Origin of the sequence: Pseudomonas alkylphenolica (assembly GCF_000746525.1) — a bacterium.
GTDB lineage: Bacteria > Pseudomonadota > Gammaproteobacteria > Pseudomonadales > Pseudomonadaceae > Aquipseudomonas > Aquipseudomonas alkylphenolica.
Genome location: NZ_CP009048.1, coordinates 3,948,363 through 3,965,701 on the forward strand (window position 1 = coordinate 3,948,363; position 17,339 = coordinate 3,965,701).

Annotated in this window: 15 protein-coding genes; 1 reads left to right on the plus strand and 14 read right to left on the minus strand. The window is 58.9% G+C overall.

Going from position 1 to position 17,339, the window contains the following annotated elements:
- Positions 1–148 precede the first annotated feature (148 nt).
- From sucD to sdhC, 9 genes are all read right to left on the minus strand, one after another.
- Positions 149–1,033: a succinate--CoA ligase subunit alpha gene (gene sucD, locus PSAKL28_RS18110; RefSeq protein WP_038613108.1), complete on the minus strand. Its 885-nt coding sequence runs from the start codon at positions 1,031–1,033 to the stop codon at positions 149–151.
- The gene (gene sucC, locus PSAKL28_RS18115; RefSeq protein WP_038613110.1) at positions 1,033–2,199 is read right to left on the minus strand and encodes an ADP-forming succinate--CoA ligase subunit beta; all 1,167 of its coding nucleotides are present in this window, start codon (positions 2,197–2,199) and stop codon (positions 1,033–1,035) included. Before sucC ends, sucD begins: the two co-directional genes overlap by 1 nt.
- A 174-nt stretch (positions 2,200–2,373) precedes the next feature.
- Complete coding sequence (lpdA, locus tag PSAKL28_RS18120; RefSeq protein WP_038613112.1) at positions 2,374–3,810, minus strand: dihydrolipoyl dehydrogenase; 1,437 nt, start codon at positions 3,808–3,810, stop codon at positions 2,374–2,376.
- A 94-nt stretch (positions 3,811–3,904) separates the two neighbouring features.
- Positions 3,905–5,125, minus strand: coding sequence for a 2-oxoglutarate dehydrogenase complex dihydrolipoyllysine-residue succinyltransferase (gene odhB / locus PSAKL28_RS18125; protein ID WP_038613114.1), 1,221 nt, complete (start codon positions 5,123–5,125; stop codon positions 3,905–3,907).
- Positions 5,126–5,167: 42 nt separating this feature from the next.
- Positions 5,168–7,999 (minus strand): 2-oxoglutarate dehydrogenase E1 component, encoded by a 2,832-nt coding sequence (locus PSAKL28_RS18130; protein WP_038613116.1) that lies wholly within the window; start codon positions 7,997–7,999, stop codon positions 5,168–5,170.
- 246 nt (positions 8,000–8,245) lie between these two features.
- On the minus strand, positions 8,246–8,950 hold the full coding sequence (locus PSAKL28_RS18135; RefSeq protein WP_038613118.1) for a succinate dehydrogenase iron-sulfur subunit: 705 nt from the start codon (positions 8,948–8,950) through the stop codon (positions 8,246–8,248).
- A gap of 12 nt (positions 8,951–8,962) precedes the next feature.
- The gene (sdhA, locus tag PSAKL28_RS18140) at positions 8,963–10,735 is read right to left on the minus strand and encodes a succinate dehydrogenase flavoprotein subunit (RefSeq protein ID WP_038613120.1); all 1,773 of its coding nucleotides are present in this window, start codon (positions 10,733–10,735) and stop codon (positions 8,963–8,965) included.
- A gap of 3 nt (positions 10,736–10,738) precedes the next feature.
- Positions 10,739–11,107, minus strand: coding sequence for a succinate dehydrogenase, hydrophobic membrane anchor protein (gene sdhD, locus PSAKL28_RS18145; protein WP_028945358.1), 369 nt, complete (start codon positions 11,105–11,107; stop codon positions 10,739–10,741).
- Positions 11,101–11,487 (minus strand): succinate dehydrogenase, cytochrome b556 subunit, encoded by a 387-nt coding sequence (gene sdhC, locus PSAKL28_RS18150; protein ID WP_174446946.1) that lies wholly within the window; start codon positions 11,485–11,487, stop codon positions 11,101–11,103. Before sdhC ends, sdhD begins: the two co-directional genes overlap by 7 nt.
- Positions 11,488–11,837: 350 nt before the next feature.
- Here sdhC and gltA point away from each other — a divergent pair, with 350 nt between their 5' ends.
- Positions 11,838–13,127 (plus strand): citrate synthase, encoded by a 1,290-nt coding sequence (gltA, locus tag PSAKL28_RS18155; protein WP_038613122.1) that lies wholly within the window; start codon positions 11,838–11,840, stop codon positions 13,125–13,127.
- A 176-nt stretch (positions 13,128–13,303) separates the two neighbouring features.
- Here gltA and PSAKL28_RS18160 read toward each other — a convergent pair whose 3' ends face one another.
- The 5 genes from PSAKL28_RS18160 to PSAKL28_RS18180 all read right to left on the minus strand — a co-directional run bounded on the left by PSAKL28_RS18160 (position 13,304) and on the right by PSAKL28_RS18180 (position 17,327).
- Positions 13,304–13,909, minus strand: coding sequence for an START domain-containing protein (locus PSAKL28_RS18160; protein ID WP_038613124.1), 606 nt, complete (start codon positions 13,907–13,909; stop codon positions 13,304–13,306).
- Positions 13,910–13,941: 32 nt separating this feature from the next.
- Positions 13,942–14,196: a YkgJ family cysteine cluster protein gene (locus tag PSAKL28_RS18165; RefSeq protein WP_038613126.1), complete on the minus strand. Its 255-nt coding sequence runs from the start codon at positions 14,194–14,196 to the stop codon at positions 13,942–13,944.
- Between the two features lie 128 nt (positions 14,197–14,324).
- A complete protein-coding gene (locus PSAKL28_RS18170; protein WP_051939472.1) occupies positions 14,325–14,813 on the minus strand; it encodes a hypothetical protein in 489 nt (162 codons plus the stop codon).
- Positions 14,814–14,888: 75 nt separating this feature from the next.
- The gene (locus PSAKL28_RS18175; RefSeq protein ID WP_038613128.1) at positions 14,889–16,334 is read right to left on the minus strand and encodes an aminotransferase-like domain-containing protein; all 1,446 of its coding nucleotides are present in this window, start codon (positions 16,332–16,334) and stop codon (positions 14,889–14,891) included.
- Between the two features lie 201 nt (positions 16,335–16,535).
- Positions 16,536–17,327: an OmpA family protein gene (locus tag PSAKL28_RS18180; RefSeq protein WP_038616863.1), complete on the minus strand. Its 792-nt coding sequence runs from the start codon at positions 17,325–17,327 to the stop codon at positions 16,536–16,538.
- Positions 17,328–17,339 lie beyond the last annotated feature (12 nt).

The following is a 17,339-nucleotide window of genomic DNA, read 5'->3' on the forward strand; positions in this document are numbered from 1 at the left end:
TCACTTGGTAACACCCCCGGTGGAAGCGGGCTTGCCCCGCGATTGCGGTGTGTCAGTCAAATCGCATCGCGGGGCAAGCCCGCTCCCACCGGGGAAACAGAAACAAAAAGGCCACCCGAAGGTGGCCTCTTTGCTTAGCGGGCAGTGATTACTTCTTCACTTCCCAGCCAGTCAGCTCGGCCAGGGCCTTGCCGATGTCTGCCAGCGAACGCACGGTTTTCACACCAGCGTCTTGCAGCGCAGCGAATTTCTCGTCTGCAGTGCCTTTGCCGCCGGAGATGATTGCGCCGGCGTGGCCCATACGCTTGCCCGCAGGAGCGGTAACACCAGCGATGTAGGAAACCACAGGCTTGGTCACGTTGGCCTTGATGTAGGCAGCCGCTTCTTCTTCAGCCGAACCGCCGATCTCACCGATCATGACGATCGCTTCGGTCTTCGGGTCTTCCTGGAACAGCTTCAGGATGTCGATGAAGTTCGAGCCTGGGATCGGGTCACCACCGATACCAACGCAGGTGGACTGACCGAAACCGGCGTCAGTGGTCTGCTTGACCGCTTCGTAGGTCAGGGTGCCGGAACGCGAAACGATACCGACCTTGCCTGGCAAGTGGATGTGACCTGGCATGATGCCGATCTTGCACTCGCCCGGAGTGATGACGCCTGGGCAGTTAGGGCCGATCAGGGTCACACCCAGCTCGTCGCACTTGACCTTGGCATCCAGCATGTCCAGGGTAGGAATGCCTTCGGTGATGCAGACGATCAGCTTGATGCCGCCGAAAGCCGCTTCCAGGATCGAGTCTTTGCAGAAAGGAGCCGGAACGTAGATGACCGAAGCGTCAGCACCGGTAGCCGCAACGGCTTCTTTAACGGTGTTGAACACAGGCAGGCCCAGGTGAGTGGTGCCGCCCTTGCCCGGAGTCACGCCGCCAACCATCTTGGTGCCGTAGGCGATGGCTTGTTCGGAATGGAAAGTACCTTGCGAGCCGGTGAAGCCCTGGCAGATGACTTTGGTGTCTTTATTGATCAGGACGCTCATTACTTGCCCTCCGCAGCTTTGACAACTTGTTGAGCAGCGTCGGTCAGGCTGGTTGCCGCAATGATGTTCAAACCGCTTTCTGCCAGTACTTTAGCACCCAGTTCAGCGTTGTTACCTTCCAGGCGAACAACAACCGGCACTTTCACGCCGACTTCTTTCACTGCACCGATGATGCCTTCGGCAATCATGTCGCAACGAACGATGCCGCCGAAGATGTTGACCAGAACGGCCGCAACATTGCTGTCGGACAGAATGATCTTGAAGGCTTCGGTAACGCGCTCTTTGGTAGCACCACCACCTACGTCGAGGAAGTTGGCTGGCTTGCCGCCGTGCAGGTTGACGATGTCCATGGTGCCCATGGCCAGGCCAGCACCGTTGACCATGCAGCCGATGTTGCCTTCCAGAGCCACGTAGTTCAGCTCGAAGCTGGCAGCGTGGGCTTCACGAGGGTCGTCTTGCGACGGGTCGTGGAAGGTTTTCAGCTTAGGCTGACGGTACATGGCGTTAGCGTCGATGTTGATTTTCGCATCGAGGCAGTGCAGGTCGCCGTCAGCCTTGATGACCAGCGGGTTTACTTCCAGCAGGGCCAGGTCGTGTTCTTTGAACAGCTTGGCCAGGCCGACGAAAATCTTGGCGAACTGTGCAACTTGCTTGCCTTCCAGACCCAGCTGGAACGCCAGTTCACGACCTTGGAATGGCTGAGCGCCAACCAGAGGATCGATAGTAGCCTTGATGATCTTCTCAGGAGTGTCGTGAGCGACTTTCTCGATGTCCACGCCACCTTCGGTGGAAGCCATGAACACGATACGACGGCTCGAACGGTCGACTACAGCGCCCAGGTACAGCTCTTTGGCGATGTCAGTGCAGGATTCGACCAGGATCTTGGTCACTGGCTGACCGTTGGCATCAGTCTGGTAAGTCACCAGACGCTTGCCCAACCACTGCGCAGCGAACGCCTTGGCGTCTTCTTTGCTGCGAACCAGCTTGACGCCGCCCGCTTTACCGCGACCACCGGCGTGAACCTGGGCTTTGACAACCCACTCGGTGCCACCGATCTTTTCGCAGGCTTCTGCGGCAGCTTCAGGGGTGTCGACTGCGAAACCCTTGGAAACTGGCAGGCCGTATTCAGCGAACAGCTGCTTACCCTGATACTCGTGAAGATTCATGCTTTTTACCGTCTTCGTTAGGTACTGCGCTTCGGCGCTGCCTCTTTACGAGTGCCGCGCCACCTGTGACCACTTGCCCCCGGTATGCTCCGGGAGTTCGAGTCCGGCGGACTTTCCGCGGTGAGTCATGCACGCAAGACTCACGACGGGCCACCCGCCGTGGTTTCTTATTGTTTAACGCTTCTTACGGTTGGCTACGTGAATGGCACCGCCATTCACAGCCAGCGCGGCTTCATGCAGCGCTTCGGACAGGGTCGGATGGGAGAAAACCATCATGCCCAGGTCTTCGGCGCTGGTGCCGAATTCCATTGCGATTGCACCCTGCTGCACCAGTTCGGCAGCCGATGGGCCAATCACGTGTACACCCAGAACGCGGTCGGTCTTGGCATCGGCGATGACCTTGACGAAACCACCGGTGTCGTTGGCAGCCATCGCACGGCCGCTGGCCGCGAACGGGAAGGTGCCCACGTTAACCTCAACGCCTTCAGCCTTCAAGGTTTGTTCGGTTTTACCGACCCACGCGATTTCCGGGTGAGTGTAGATAACCGACGGGATCAGGTCGTAGTTCATCTGGGCTTTGTGGCCCTTGATGCGCTCGACAACCATGATGCCCTCTTCCGAGGCTTTGTGCGCCAGCATCATGCCACGAACCACGTCACCGATGGCGTAAACGCCCGGTACGCTGGTTGCGCAATGATCGTCGACGAATACAAAACCACGCTCGTCGATGGTCACGCCGCTGTCGGCAGCCAGCAGATCAGTGGTCACTGGACGACGGCCGACCGCAACGATCAGCTTGTCGAAGGTGATTTTCTGTTCGCCGTTGGCATCGGTGTAGGTCACTTCGACTTCAGCGCCGTTGACCTTGGAGCCGGTCACGCGAGCGCCCAGCTTGATGTCCAGACCTTGCTTGGTCAGGGTCTTCAGGGCTTCCTTGGAGACGGCGGTGTCAGCAGCCATCAGGAAGGTGTCGAGGGCTTCCAGAACGGTAACTTCTGCGCCCAGGCGAGCCCAGACCGAACCCAGTTCCAGACCGATAACGCCAGCACCGATAACGCCCAGGCGCTTAGGTACAGTTTGGAATTCCAGGGCGCCGGTGGAGTCGACGATGACATTCTGGTCGACCGGAGCCGGTGGAATGTCGATCGGACGCGAGCCGGAAGCCAGGATCACGTTTTCGGCTTCGATGATTTCGGTGGTGCCGTCAGCCTTGGTGACTTCAACTTTCTTGCCAGCCAGCAGTTTGCCGTGGCCCTGGATCGAAGTAACGCCGTTGGCCTTGAACAGGGTGGCAACGCCGCCGGTCAGGTTCTTGACGATGCCAGCCTTGCGGCCAACCATCGCGGCGACGTCCATTTTGACTTCGCCGGTGGAGATACCGTGGACGTTGAAGCTCTCTTTGGCTTCCTTGTACTTCCAGGAGCTGTCCAGCAGCGCCTTGGACGGAATGCAACCCACGTTCAGGCAGGTACCGCCGAGGGCCAGTTTGCCTTCGCCGTCAGTGTACTTCTCGATACAGGCAGTGCTCAGACCGAGTTGCGCGGCCTTGATTGCAGCTACGTAGCCGCCAGGACCTGCGCCAATCACTACCACGTCGAATTTCTGGGTCATAAAAGATTCCTTTTAGCTTCAAGCCACAAGCTGCAAGCAGCAAGACGACCGGCTTCCGGGGAAAGCATGGCGCTTGCGGCTTGCAGCTGTTTTTTTAGATGTCCAGCAGCAGACGAGCCGGGTCTTCCAGCAGGTTCTTGATGGTCACCAGGAAGGTCACGGCTTCTTTACCGTCGATCAGGCGGTGATCGTAGGACAGTGCCAGGTACATCATCGGACGGATAACGACCTGACCGTTGACGGCCATTGGACGCTGGATGATGTTGTGCATGCCCAGGATAGCAGCCTGTGGCGGGTTGACGATCGGGGTCGACATCATCGAGCCGAAGGTACCACCGTTGGTGATGGTGAAGGTACCGCCGGTCATTTCGTCGATCGACAGTTTGCCGTCACGTGCCTTCTTGCCGAAGGTAGCGATGCCGTTTTCGATCTCAGCCAGGCTCATCAGCTCGGCGTTACGCAGAACCGGCACCACCAGGCCACGGTCGCTGGAAACGGCAACGCCGATGTCCGCGTAACCGTGGTAGACGATGTCGGAACCGTCGATCGAGGCGTTGACAGCCGGGAAGCGTTTCAGCGCTTCGGTGGCGGCCTTGACGAAGAACGACATGAAGCCCAGGCGAACGCCGTTGTGGGTCTTCTCGAACAGATCCTTGTACTTCGAACGCAGGGCCATGACTTCGGTCATGTCGACTTCGTTGAAGGTGGTCAGCATGGCCATGTTCGACTGCGCTTCGACCAGACGCTTGGCAACGGTGGCACGTACGCGAGTCATCGGTACACGCTTCTCGGTGCGATCGCCAGTAGCAACGATCGGCGCAGCAGCGGCAGCGGCAGGCTTGGCAGCTGGAGCGGCAGCCGGAGCGGATTTCTTCGCTTCGATGGCAGCTACAACGTCTTCCTTGGTGATGCGACCGTCTTTGCCGGTGCCCTTGATGCTGTTCAGCGCGATGCCGTTCTCTTCGGCCAGCTTGCGAGCAGCCGGAGCGCCGATGGCGTCTTCGTCGCCGGCAGCAGCGGCAGGTGCAGCAGCGGTAGCCGGAGCGGCGGCAGCGGCAGGTGCAGCGGCAGCAACGCCACCTTCTTCGATCGAGCCCAGGACTTCGTCGGAGAGAACGGTTTCGCCCTCGCCCTTGACGATAGCGCCCAGTACGCCGTCAGCGGTAGCCAGTACTTCCAGGACAACCTTGTCAGTCTCGATGTCGACGATCAGTTCGTCACGCTTGACCGCTTCGCCCGGTTGCTTGTGCCAGGTGGCAACGGTGCCATCGGCAACCGATTCCGGGAAAGTAGGGGCTTTGATCTCGATAGCCATTATCAGTGGTTCCTTAAATTCGGTTTCTAGTGCGCGATGGCATTAAACGGTGAAGGCATCTTGCAGCAGTTTTTCCTGCTGCTCGGCGTGCATCGATGCGTAACCACAAGCAGGTGCTGCCGAAGCATCACGACCGGCGTATTCCAGGACCAGCTCTTTATTGTGGCGGGTGAGGATACGACGCATGTGGTGCTGGCTGCTGTACCAGGCGCCCTGGTTCATCGGCTCTTCCTGGCACCACACCACATCCTTGAGATTGGTGTACGGCGCGAGGATCTCGACCAGATCGTCCTCAGGGAATGGATACAGCTGCTCGATACGCACGATGGCGATGTCTTCGCGGCCTTCGGCACGGCGTTTTTCCAGCAGATCGTAGTAGACCTTGCCCGAGCACAGGACCAGGCGAGTGACCTTTTTCGGATCGAGGGTATCGATTTCCGGGATCACAGTCTGGAACGAGCCTTCGGCCAGATCTTCCAGGGTCGAGATGGCCAGCTTGTGGCGCAGCAGCGACTTTGGAGTCAGTACGATCAGCGGCTTGCGCAGCGGACGGATGACCTGACGACGCAGCAGGTGGTAGATCTGAGCCGGCGTGGTCGGTACGCATACCTGGACGTTGTGCTCGGCGCACAGCTGCAGGTAACGCTCCAGACGTGCCGAAGAGTGCTCAGGCCCCTGCCCTTCATAACCATGAGGCAGCAGCATGGTCAGACCACACAGACGGCCCCACTTGTGCTCGCCGCTGGTGATGAACTGGTCGACAACCACCTGGGCGCCGTTGGCGAAGTCGCCGAACTGGGCTTCCCAGATCACCAGCGCGTTTGGCGTGGTGGTGGAGTAGCCGTATTCGAAGGCCAGGACCGCTTCTTCGGACAGGAACGAATCGAACAGGTCGAAACGTGGCTGGCCTTTGTAGAGGTTCTGCAGCGGAATGTAGGTGCTGGCGTCCTTCTGGTTGTGCAACACCGCATGGCGGTGAGAGAAGGTGCCGCGACCGATATCCTGACCCGTCATGCGAATCGGGTGACCTTCGAATGCCAGGGTGGCGTAAGCCATGGTTTCGGCGTAGCCCCAGTTGATCGGCAAGCCACCGGCCTGCATCTTCTGGCGATCTTCGTAGATCTTCGAAACCTGACGCTGAACCACGAAGCCTTCCGGCAGCTCCAGCAACTTGGCCGACAGCTCCTGCAGGGTCTTCAGATCGAAGCGAGTGTCGTGACGCGCGGTCCAGGCGTGGCCCAGATACGGACGCCAGTCGACGAACAGCTCTTTGTTCGGCTCTTTGACCAGGCTCTTTACTACATGCAGACCGTTGTCCAGCGCGTTGCGGTACTCGTCGACCTTGGCCTGGACGCGTGCAGCATCAAGGCTGCCCGACTTGGTCAGGGCGTCAGCGTACAGCTCGCGGGTGGTGCGCTGCTTGGCGATCTGCTGGTACATCAGCGGCTGGGTGCCGTTCGGCTCGTCGGCCTCGTTGTGGCCGCGACGACGGTAGCAGACCAGGTCGATGACCACGTCACGCTTGAACTGCATGCGGTAGTCAACAGCCAGCTGGGTCACGAACAGCACCGCCTCTGGGTCATCACCGTTGACGTGCAGGATCGGCGCCTGAATCATTTTGGCGACGTCTGTAGCGTACTCGGTGGAACGCGAGTCCAGCGGGTTGCTGATGGTGAAACCAACCTGGTTGTTGATCACGATGTGCACGGTACCGCCGGTCTTGAAACCGCGGGTCTGCGACATCTGGAAGGTTTCCATGACCACGCCCTGACCTGCGAATGCAGCGTCACCGTGGATGGAAATCGGCAGTACCTTGTCGCCAACGGTGTCGTTGCGACGGTCCTGACGGGCACGTACCGAACCTTCAACCACTGGCGAGACGATCTCCAGGTGCGAAGGGTTGAACGCCATGGCCAGGTGAACTTCACCGCCGGCGGTCATCACGTTGGACGAGAAGCCCTGGTGGTATTTAACGTCACCGGAACCCAGCTCGACCTTCTTCTTGCCTTCGAACTCGTCGAACAGCTCGCGCGGGTTCTTGCCAAAGGTGTTGACCAGTACGTTCAGACGGCCACGGTGGGCCATGCCGATGACAACTTCCTTGGTACCGTAGGAACCGGAGCGCTGAATCAGCTCGTCCAGCATCGGAATCAGGCTTTCGCCGCCTTCCAGGCCGAAACGCTTGGTGCCCGGGTATTTGGTACCCAGGTACTTTTCCAGACCTTCTGCTGCGGTTACGCGCTCGAGCAGGTGGCTCTGGACATCCGCAGAGAAAGCCGGGCGGCCACGAACGCTCTCCAGACGCTGCTGGAACCAGCTGCGCTGCTCGGAATCGACGATGTGGGTAAATTCGGCGCCAATGGTGCGGCAATATGTCTGCTGCAAAGCGTCGAAAATTTCGCGTAGGCTCGCTTCCTCTTTGCCGATGAACAGGTCGCCGGCACGGAAGGTCGTATCAAGATCGGCATTGGTCAAGCCGTAGTGATTGATCGACAGGTCTACTGGCGCAGGGCGCTGCCACAACCCCAGGGGGTCGAGCTTGGCGGCTTGGTGGCCGCGCATACGGTAGGCCTGGATCAGTCGCAGAACTTCAACCTGCTTCTTCTCGTGTTCACTGCTCACGCTCCCGGCGGAAACCGGTTGGGCGCGGCGCTGGTTCTTTGCCAGCAGTACGAAATGGTCGCGGATTGTAGAGTGCGATACATCGGTAGCGGTGCTGCCTTCGGCGGGCAACTTCTGGAAGTAAGTGCGCCACTCTTCTGGCACAGCGTTAGGGTCGTGCAGGTAGAGCTCGTAGAGCTCTTCCACATATGCAGCGTTACCACCTGAAAGGTGGGCGCTTTCCCACATGCGCTGCATCACGCTTTCTTGCATGCTTGGTCACCCTCGGTTAGGGGACGGATCGGCGAGAGCCATAGCAAGCCTGGAAAAGTCCCAATGCAGCGACCGAACCAAGCCACCAAGGATCCCACAGATTTTCCGGGTACCAGCCCGGAAGCCCCTGCTGGTCTCATATCTTCATAGGTAAAAGCTCGGGCTTTTTGAGCCCTCGCTCGGGTTTCACCTTGGTGCGGGCAAGGGCCCGCACCTCGGCGTGCTACGGGTACAACACTTTAAAAATCAGACACCGCTCTGCAGCAACATGTTACGTACGTGGCCGATTGCCTTGGTCGGGTTCAGACCTTTAGGGCAAACGTTTACGCAGTTCATGATCCCGCGGCAGCGGAATACGCTGAACGGGTCGTCCAGCGAAGCCAGACGTTCCTGGGTCTTGGTGTCACGGCTGTCGGCCAGGAAACGATAGGCCTGCAGCAGTGCAGCTGGACCGAGGAACTTGTCAGGGTTCCACCAGAACGATGGGCAGGAGGTCGAGCAGCAAGCGCACAGGATGCACTCGTACAGACCGTCCAGCTTCTCACGCTCTTCCGGCGACTGCAGACGCTCGATGGCCGGAGCCGGCGTGTCGTTCTGCAGGAATGGCTTCACCTTCTCGTACTGCTTGTAGAAGATGCTCATATCAACGACCAGGTCACGAATGACCGGCAATCCAGGCAGCGGACGGATGATCAGCTTGTTACGCTTGACCACTGCCGACAGCGGCGTGATGCAGGCCAGGCCGTTCTTGCCGTTGATGTTCATGCCGTCGGAGCCGCAAACACCTTCGCGGCAAGAACGACGATACGAGAAACCTTCATCCTGTTCTTTGATCAGTGCCAACACATCCAGCACCATCAGGTCTTTGCCACCGGTATCGACCTGGAACGTCTGCATCTTCGGCGCAGAGTCGGTATCGGGGTTGTAACGATAGACTTCGACTTGCAACATAGCGACCACCCCTTAGTAAGTCCGGACTTTTGGCTCGAACGCCGGTACGGTTTTCGGCGCGAAGTTGACGGCGCGCTTGGCAACCCGTTTTTCGCCCGGGAAGTACAGGGTGTGGCACAGCCAGTTTTCGTCGTCACGGTCTTCGAAGTCTTCACGGGCGTGGGCACCGCGGGACTCTTTACGTACTTCTGCAGCGATTGCAGTGGCTTCAGCGACTTCCAGCAGGTTCTGCAGCTCCAGCGCTTCGATACGCGCGGTGTTGAAGGCTTGGGACTTGTCGTTGATCTTGACGTTGGCGATACGCTCACGCAGTTGCGCCAGCTGCTCGATACCCTTCTGCATGTATTCGCCAGTACGGAATACACCGAAGTAGTTCTGCATGCAGCTTTGCAGCTCGCGACGCAGGGTAGCCACGTCTTCACCGGTGTTGCGCTCGTTGAGCTTGTTCAGACGGCTCAGGGCAACATCGATATCGGTGTCGCTGGCGTCGAGGTATTCGATACCGTCGGACAGCGCTTTTTCCAGGTGCAGGCCAGCAGCACGGCCGAAGACAACCAGGTCGAGCAGCGAGTTGCCGCCCAGACGGTTGGCACCGTGAACCGATACGCACGCCACTTCACCTACTGCGAACAGACCCGGGATGATCTGGTCAACGCCATCGGCGTCCTGAGTCATTGCCTGACCATGAATGTTGGTGGCAACGCCGCCCATCATGTAGTGGCAGGTTGGAACAACAGGAACCGGAGCAACAACCGGATCAACGTGAGCGAAGGTCTTGGACAGCTCACAGATACCTGGCAGGCGGCTGTGCAGAACTTCTTCACCCAGATGGTCGAGCTTGAGCATCACGTGGTCGCCGTTAGGGCCACAGCCGTTACCGGCGATGATCTCTTTAACCATGGAACGGGCCACAACGTCACGACCGGCAAGGTCTTTGGCGTTAGGCGCGTAACGCTCCATGAAACGCTCGCCGTGCTTGTTGATCAGGTATCCGCCTTCACCACGGCAACCTTCGGTAACCAGTACACCGGCGCCGGCGATGCCGGTCGGGTGGAACTGCCACATCTCGATGTCCTGGACCGGAACGCCTGCACGCAGCGCCATACCGATACCGTCACCGGTGTTGATCAGGGCGTTGGTGGTGGACGAGTAGATACGGCCTGCACCGCCAGTGGCCAATACGGTGGCCTTGGCTTTGATGTACATGGTTTCGCCGGTCTCGATGCAGATCGCAATCACACCGACGAAAGCGCCTTCCTTGTTCTTCACCAGATCAACGGCGTAGTACTCGTTCAGGAAGGTGGTGCCTGCTTTCAGGTTGCCCTGGTACAGGGTGTGCAGCAGCGCGTGACCGGTACGGTCGGAAGCGGCACAGGTACGGGCGGCCTGGCCACCTTTACCGTAGTCCTTGGACTGGCCACCGAACGGACGCTGATAGATACGGCCGGTTTCGGTACGCGAGAACGGCAGACCCATGTGATCCAGCTCGAAGACCGCAGCCGGGCCTTCTTGACACATGTATTCGATAGCGTCCTGGTCACCGATGTAGTCGGAGCCCTTGACGGTATCGTACATGTGCCAGCGCCAGTCATCGTTCGGGTCGGCCGAAGCGATGGCGCAGGTGATGCCACCCTGGGCCGATACAGTGTGCGAACGGGTCGGGAAGACCTTGGTGATCACGGCAGTCTTGTGACCACCCTGAGCCAGCTGCAGCGCAGCGCGCATACCGGCACCACCACCACCAACGATGATGGCGTCGAATGAAATCGTAGGAATGTTAGCCATGAATCAGATACCCCAGAGAATCTGCACACCCCAGACGAAGTACGCGAACATCGCGACACCACATACCGCCTGGAACAGGAAACGTACGGCAGTCGCCGACTTGCCCAGCGCCATCGGCGTCAGGTAGTCGGTAGCAATGGTCCACATGCCGACCCAGGCGTGAGCGCCCAGGGCAACCAGTGCCAGCAGACTGAAAATACGCATCGCGTTGTTGGAGAACAGAGCGTGCCACTGGGCAAACTCGATGCCCGGGTGCGCGACCAGGTATCCAATCAGGAAAATGAAATAAGCCGCGAGAACGACCGCAGAAACGCGCTGCGCCATCCAGTCATAGAGGCCCGAACGCGAGAGGTTCGTGACGTTGGTTACCATATCCAAACTCCTGCCAGCACAATCACCACCACGGAAACGGCGATGATAATTTTCGAGCCCAGTCGGCCGCCTTCCAGCGTTTCACCGATGCCCATGTCCATGATCAAGTGGCGCACACCGGCTACCAAGTGATACAGCAAGGCGGACAGGAGGCCCCATGCCACGAACTTGGCCAGCGGACTGGTCAAGCATGCCTTCACCTCGGCGAAACCTTCCTCCGAACCCAGGGATTTGCCCAATGCATAAAGCATGATGCCAAGGCCCAGGAAGAGGATGATGCCGGATACACGGTGAAGAAATGACGTAACGCCGGTAATGGGGAGTTTGATGGTCCTTAGGTCTAGGTTTACAGGTCGTTGGCTTTTCACGGCTTTTTTCACACTGAAGAGCCCCTAGCAAGCAGGGCAAAGTTGTTGGTAAGTGTACTGGTCAGGTACCCACCACCCAGGGAGTGACGACCCCAGCAACACGGGCTTGCAAGCCCCTGGCGGTCGGGGGCCGATTATAGACAGTTAGGCTACTAATGACAACGCAAGGCCCTAGCCCAAATAGCGCATTGCCTTTAGCGGATAAAAGGCGTAAACGGACGGCAATTTCGAGGAAAAACCGTGCCCAAAGCCCTTTACAACCGTGCTTTAGGCAAATTGACATTCGAATTTATCTCACTATAGTGGTGCGGGCCCTGCGTGGGGGGTCTGTCTGATGATTTCAAGCATTAATAGGAGGCCACATGGCTGACAAAAAAGCGCAGTTGGTCATCGAGGGCGCAGCCCCCGTCGAGCTGCCCATTTTAACCGGCACCGTTGGTCCCGATGTTATCGACGTTAGAGGGTTGGGGGCCACGGGTCACTTCACTTTCGACCCTGGTTTCATGGCGACCGCATCCTGCGAGTCGAAGATCACTTATATCGACGGCGACAAGGGTATCCTGCTGCACCGCGGCTATCCGATCGAACAGCTCGCTGAAAAATCCGATTACCTCGAGACCTGCTACCTGCTGCTCAACGGCGAACTGCCGAATGCCGAGCAGAAGGCCCAGTTCGTCAGCACCGTGAAGAATCACACCATGGTGCACGAGCAGTTGAAATCCTTCTTCAACGGCTTCCGCCGCGACGCCCACCCGATGGCCGTCATGTGCGGCGTGGTCGGCGCCCTGTCGGCGTTCTACCACGACTCGCTGGACATCAATAACCCGCAGCACCGCGAAATCTCTGCGGTTCGCCTGGTCGCCAAGATGCCGACCCTGGCGGCGATGGTGTACAAGTACTCCATGGGTCAACCCATGATGTACCCGCGCAACGACCTGTCGTACGCGGAAAACTTCCTGCACATGATGTTCAACACCCCGTGCGAGATCAAACCGATCAGCCCGGTACTGGCCAAGGCAATGGACCGGATTTTCATCCTCCACGCCGACCACGAACAGAACGCATCGACCTCCACCGTCCGTCTGGCAGGCTCCTCGGGTGCCAACCCGTTCGCCTGTATCGCTGCCGGTATCGCTGCACTCTGGGGCCCGGCACATGGCGGCGCCAACGAAGCCGTACTGACCATGCTCGATGAAATCGGCGATGTCTCGAACATCGACAAGTTCATCGCCAAGGCCAAAGACAAGAACGATCCGTTCAAGTTGATGGGCTTCGGTCACCGCGTCTACAAGAACCGTGACCCACGTGCCACCGTAATGAAGCAGACCTGCGACGAAGTCCTGCGCGAGCTGGGCATCAAGAACGACCCGCAGCTGGAACTGGCCATGCGCCTGGAAGAGATCGCCCTGACCGATCCGTACTTCATCGAGCGCTCGCTGTACCCGAACGTCGACTTCTACTCGGGGATCATCCTCAAGGCGATCGGCATTCCGACCAGCATGTTCACCGTGATCTTCGCCCTGGCGCGTACCGTCGGCTGGATCTCGCACTGGAAAGAAATGCTCTCCAGCCCGTACAAGATTGGCCGTCCACGCCAGCTGTACACCGGCTACGAGTCGCGTGACATTACCAAGCTGGAAGACCGCAAGTAAGCCCTGCGCTGAACACGAAAAAAGGCTGCCCTCGGGCAGCCTTTTTTATTGCGGTGGGGGCGGGCTTGCCCCGCGATCGCGATTTGGACTGACACACCGCAATCGCGGGGCAAGCCCGCTCCCACAGGGATACAGTCACCGAAAATCACAAGCCTCGATCAACTGTACACCTCAAATCAAGGCTTCTCAGCCTTCGCCTTCAACGCTTTCAAGGTATTGAACGGCGCATCCACGACAAACTTGTTCGCCACCATCGACGGCACGCTGCCACCTGGCTCGGTGTGCACCTGGTACGTCACCTCGGTACCACCGTCCTTGGGCTGCAGCTTCCAGAAACCCTGAACCTTGGCCACGCGCACAAAGCCTTTTTCTTCAGGCAGATACTTCGGCACACCTTCAAGTTTGCGGGTCAAGCTGCCATCCGCTTCCTCAGTGGTGGTGACGTGCAGAATGGAGTCGCGCGGGGTGACCGGCCATGGCGTATTGAACTGGGTGTAGGTCCAACTCTGATTGCCCTCGGCCTTGAGCAGCTTTTGCGACTTGCACTCATGAATCCAGGCGCAAGCACCCACGACGTCTTCCTGCAGGGCCCTGACTTTTGCCAGCGGCGCCTTGATCAACGTTACGCCGCGATAGGCCTTGTAGTCGGAACCGGCAACCTCAGTCAGATCGACCTTGATCCCGTCTTCGTTCTTGGCCTGCTTCCAGTCCTCGGCCTGGGCCAGCGGCAGCAGCGCCGCGCTAAGACCCATGATCAGTGCCACTTGCTTAAACGATCCCATTCTGTTGTTCCTTATTGTCGAAGATCCACGTTTCAAGCCGCCGTCATTTGCTCCAGCCATCCGAGGATCCTGATCGCCTCATCGCGATCGCTGCCGCACACTTCCACATCAGCCTTGAAGCCGCCACACACCGCGGGGCGTTCGGGCTTGCCGAACAACCCGCACAGATTGGCGAGCGACAGATGCAAGCAGCGCTCACCCGCCGGCTTGCCCTTGGGCATACCGGGAATCGGTGAGCTGATGGAGGGCGCGATGCAGCAAGCGCCACATCCTTCACGGCAGTTCATGACAACAGAATCCTCGGCACAGCAAATGATCAATGAATCGGAATAGTAACCGCTTAAACGGTCGTTTGAAATTGCTGGAAACATGAAAACTGACCTGACCCGCCATGACTGACGGGTCAGTGCGACAACTACTGCTTGAACTCGAACTCGATCGCCGCACCCTCGATATCCTGCTGGCGCGCATCATTACGCAGCTGCAACTGCATTTCGTTGCTCAGCAGGCGACCGTTGAGCTGAAACGGGCTGTCGGCAGGAGGCTTCTCGCCAAACAGGTAAGGCAGCAGAGGCTTGGGCGTAGACACCGGATCCTGGGTCGCCGGCTTGAGGTCCTTGACCATTTCGACCGGCAAACGCAGGTCCACTTTGGCTCTCGGCAAGGGTGCCGGGGCAGCCCTGGATGACTTTGCCGCTTTATGCCGGACCGGTTTGGCAGCCGGCTTTTTACTCACCGGTGCCGGCTTGACCTGCTTTTGCTGGACGTTCGGCTTGGCTTTTGTCGAAGTGCTGGCCGGCTTGCCTGGTGTCGCGGCAGGTGGCGTCTGGGCCACAGCATTCCCGGTGCCTGCCAGAAGACCCAGCAATGACAGGAACAGGCCAACCCGAGACAAGGCTTTCATAGACACCGAAAATCATCCGCAAAGAGCTATATGCTCCTCGTTCCCGAGAGGGCTGGCAAGTTTATGGCATAACAGCTAGAAAAAGTTTGCCGCCCCCGACTCCTGACACAGCTGACTGGCCAACAGCCCCAGGGTCATCAAGGCGCGTTCCGCTTCGCGGTTCCAGGGAATTCCGCAGTTCAGGCGGATACAGTGGTTGAACTGCTCGGTATTACTGAAAATCAGCCCCGGCGCGATACTGATCCCCTGCTGCAGCGCCCGTACATGCAGCTCCTGGGTATTGACCCGCCCAGGCAGGCTCACCCAGAGAATGAAACCGCCGGTCGGCCGGGTCATCTGCGTGCCTTCAGGGAAATGCTGCTGCACCGCCAACTGATAAGCGCTGAGGTTCTTCCGGTACTCCTGGCGGATGTAACGCAAGTGCCGGTCATAGCCGCCGTTCTCAAGATATGAGGCCACTCCCATCTGCGTCACACTGCAGGCCGAGTGCGTGGTGAAAGTCTGCAAGCGCTGGATTTCCGCCTGGTATTTACCGGCAATCATCCAGCCGATACGCACCCCGGGCGACAAGGTCTTGGAAAAGCTCGAGCAGTAAATCACCCGCCCCAGGCGATCAAACGCCTTGAGCGCCTTGGTCTTGCCCTGCTCGAACATCAGTTCGCCATAAATATCGTCTTCGACAATCTGGATATCGAAGTCCGAAGCCAGACGCAGCAATTGCTTCTGCCGATCTTCCGGGATAGTGCCACCGAGCGGATTGCTCAGCCGCGCGGTCAATACCAACGCCTTGATCGACCACTGGTTGGCCGCAAGCTGCAGCGCTTCCAGGCTGATACCGGTCGACGGATCGCTGGGAATCTCGATGACCTTCAGCCCCAACAGATCTGCCAGTTGCAGCAAGCCATAATATGTCGGCGACTCGGCGGCGATCAGGTCACCCGGCTTGGTCAACACCCGCAGCGACATCTGCAACGCATCGACACAGCCATGGGTGACCACCACCTCGCTGGGGTCAACCACCACGCCGGCATCACGCATGCGGATGGCGATCTGCCGGCGCAACGGTTCAAAGCCCGGGCTGAACATATAGCTGAACGCCCGCGGGCTATGGAAACGGGTGACCTTGGCCAATTGTTGATGCAGGGCCCGCACCGGTAAGTAGTCGACATGGGGCACCGCCGCCCCGAACGGGAACACGCCGTCGCGCCGCGCTTCGGTCAGCACTTGCTGGATGATGCTGCTGCGAGTGACCAGACCGGGGCGCTCGACCCGGGCGATATCCGGGGTCTGCGCAGTCAATGCCGGGGTCTGGTGCACATAATAGCCAGACTGCGGACGAGCCCGGATCAACCCCTGGTCTTCCAGGTTGGCATAGGCCTGCAACACCGTGGCATGACTGACGTTGAGCTGCGAACTCATCTTGCGCACCGACGGCACCCGCTCACCCGGTTGATAGACACCACGGCGGATGTCTTCGGCCAGTTGCTGGGCGATACGCTGATAGAGCAGCAGGTTGGTCATGATCGGTTCTCGACACGCAGGCAATGTAGTTATTTTTGTACGACTCGATGATTGAGTCAGAATACCGGAACAGTTGCAAAGTGTACTGGGACAGATTGCAGAATAGTCGACAATACAGTTGTGTGACAGCCCCCTGCCGGCACTTTCCGACGCCCATAAAAAAACCCGGTGAGCGGTACTCACCGGGTTTTTCAGAGGGTGTTAGCGCGCGGCGCCAAGCTTGCCCTTTTCGTCGGAAAAGACGATCTCGACGCGACGGTTCTGCGCCCTGCCCCGCTCCGAAGCGTTGGCTTCGACCGGGTACTGGTCGCCATAGCCTTCGACCTGAATGCGCTTTTCGTCGACCCCAAGATCGACCAGCATGTCCGCCACCGCCTGCGCCCGGTCGCGGGACAACTTGAGGTTGTCCTCCGCAGCACCCGTGCTGTCGGTGTAACCCTCGATACGCACGACACGCTTGGGGTTGAGCTGCAGGAACTGCACGAGCTTGAGCACGGTTCGATTGGCCGAATTCTTCAACTCGGCGCGACCGGTGTCGAACAGAACATCGCCCAACGTCATGACCAGGCCGCGATCGCTCTGGGTGGTGGCCAGGCTGACAATCTGCGCCTCCAGCCACTTGCCCTGCTGCTGCACACTGGCAAGCTTGGCCTCACGCAGCGCCAGCTGCAGGCGTTGACGCTCAAGCTCAAGCTTGGCCAGACGCTCCTGGTTAAGCACCAGATTGCTGTGCTCACGGGCAATATCACTGTAACGCTGGCTCAGGTAGGCGTAGTGGCGCACATCGGCGCCGGTTCCGAAGTAGCTGGATAGCCGGTCGGCCCGCGCCAGCGACTCACCTGCTCGAATGACATCGCGTGGTGCACTGCGCAGCACATCGGAATCGTCCTTGACGGTCTGGAATTTGGCCGTCGCTTCATCCAGTGCCGTCTCGCTGCGCTGACTGGCGCAACCGTGCAGACCGACGAGTCCGAGCAGCAGCAAGGCTGCCATAGGTTTGATCGA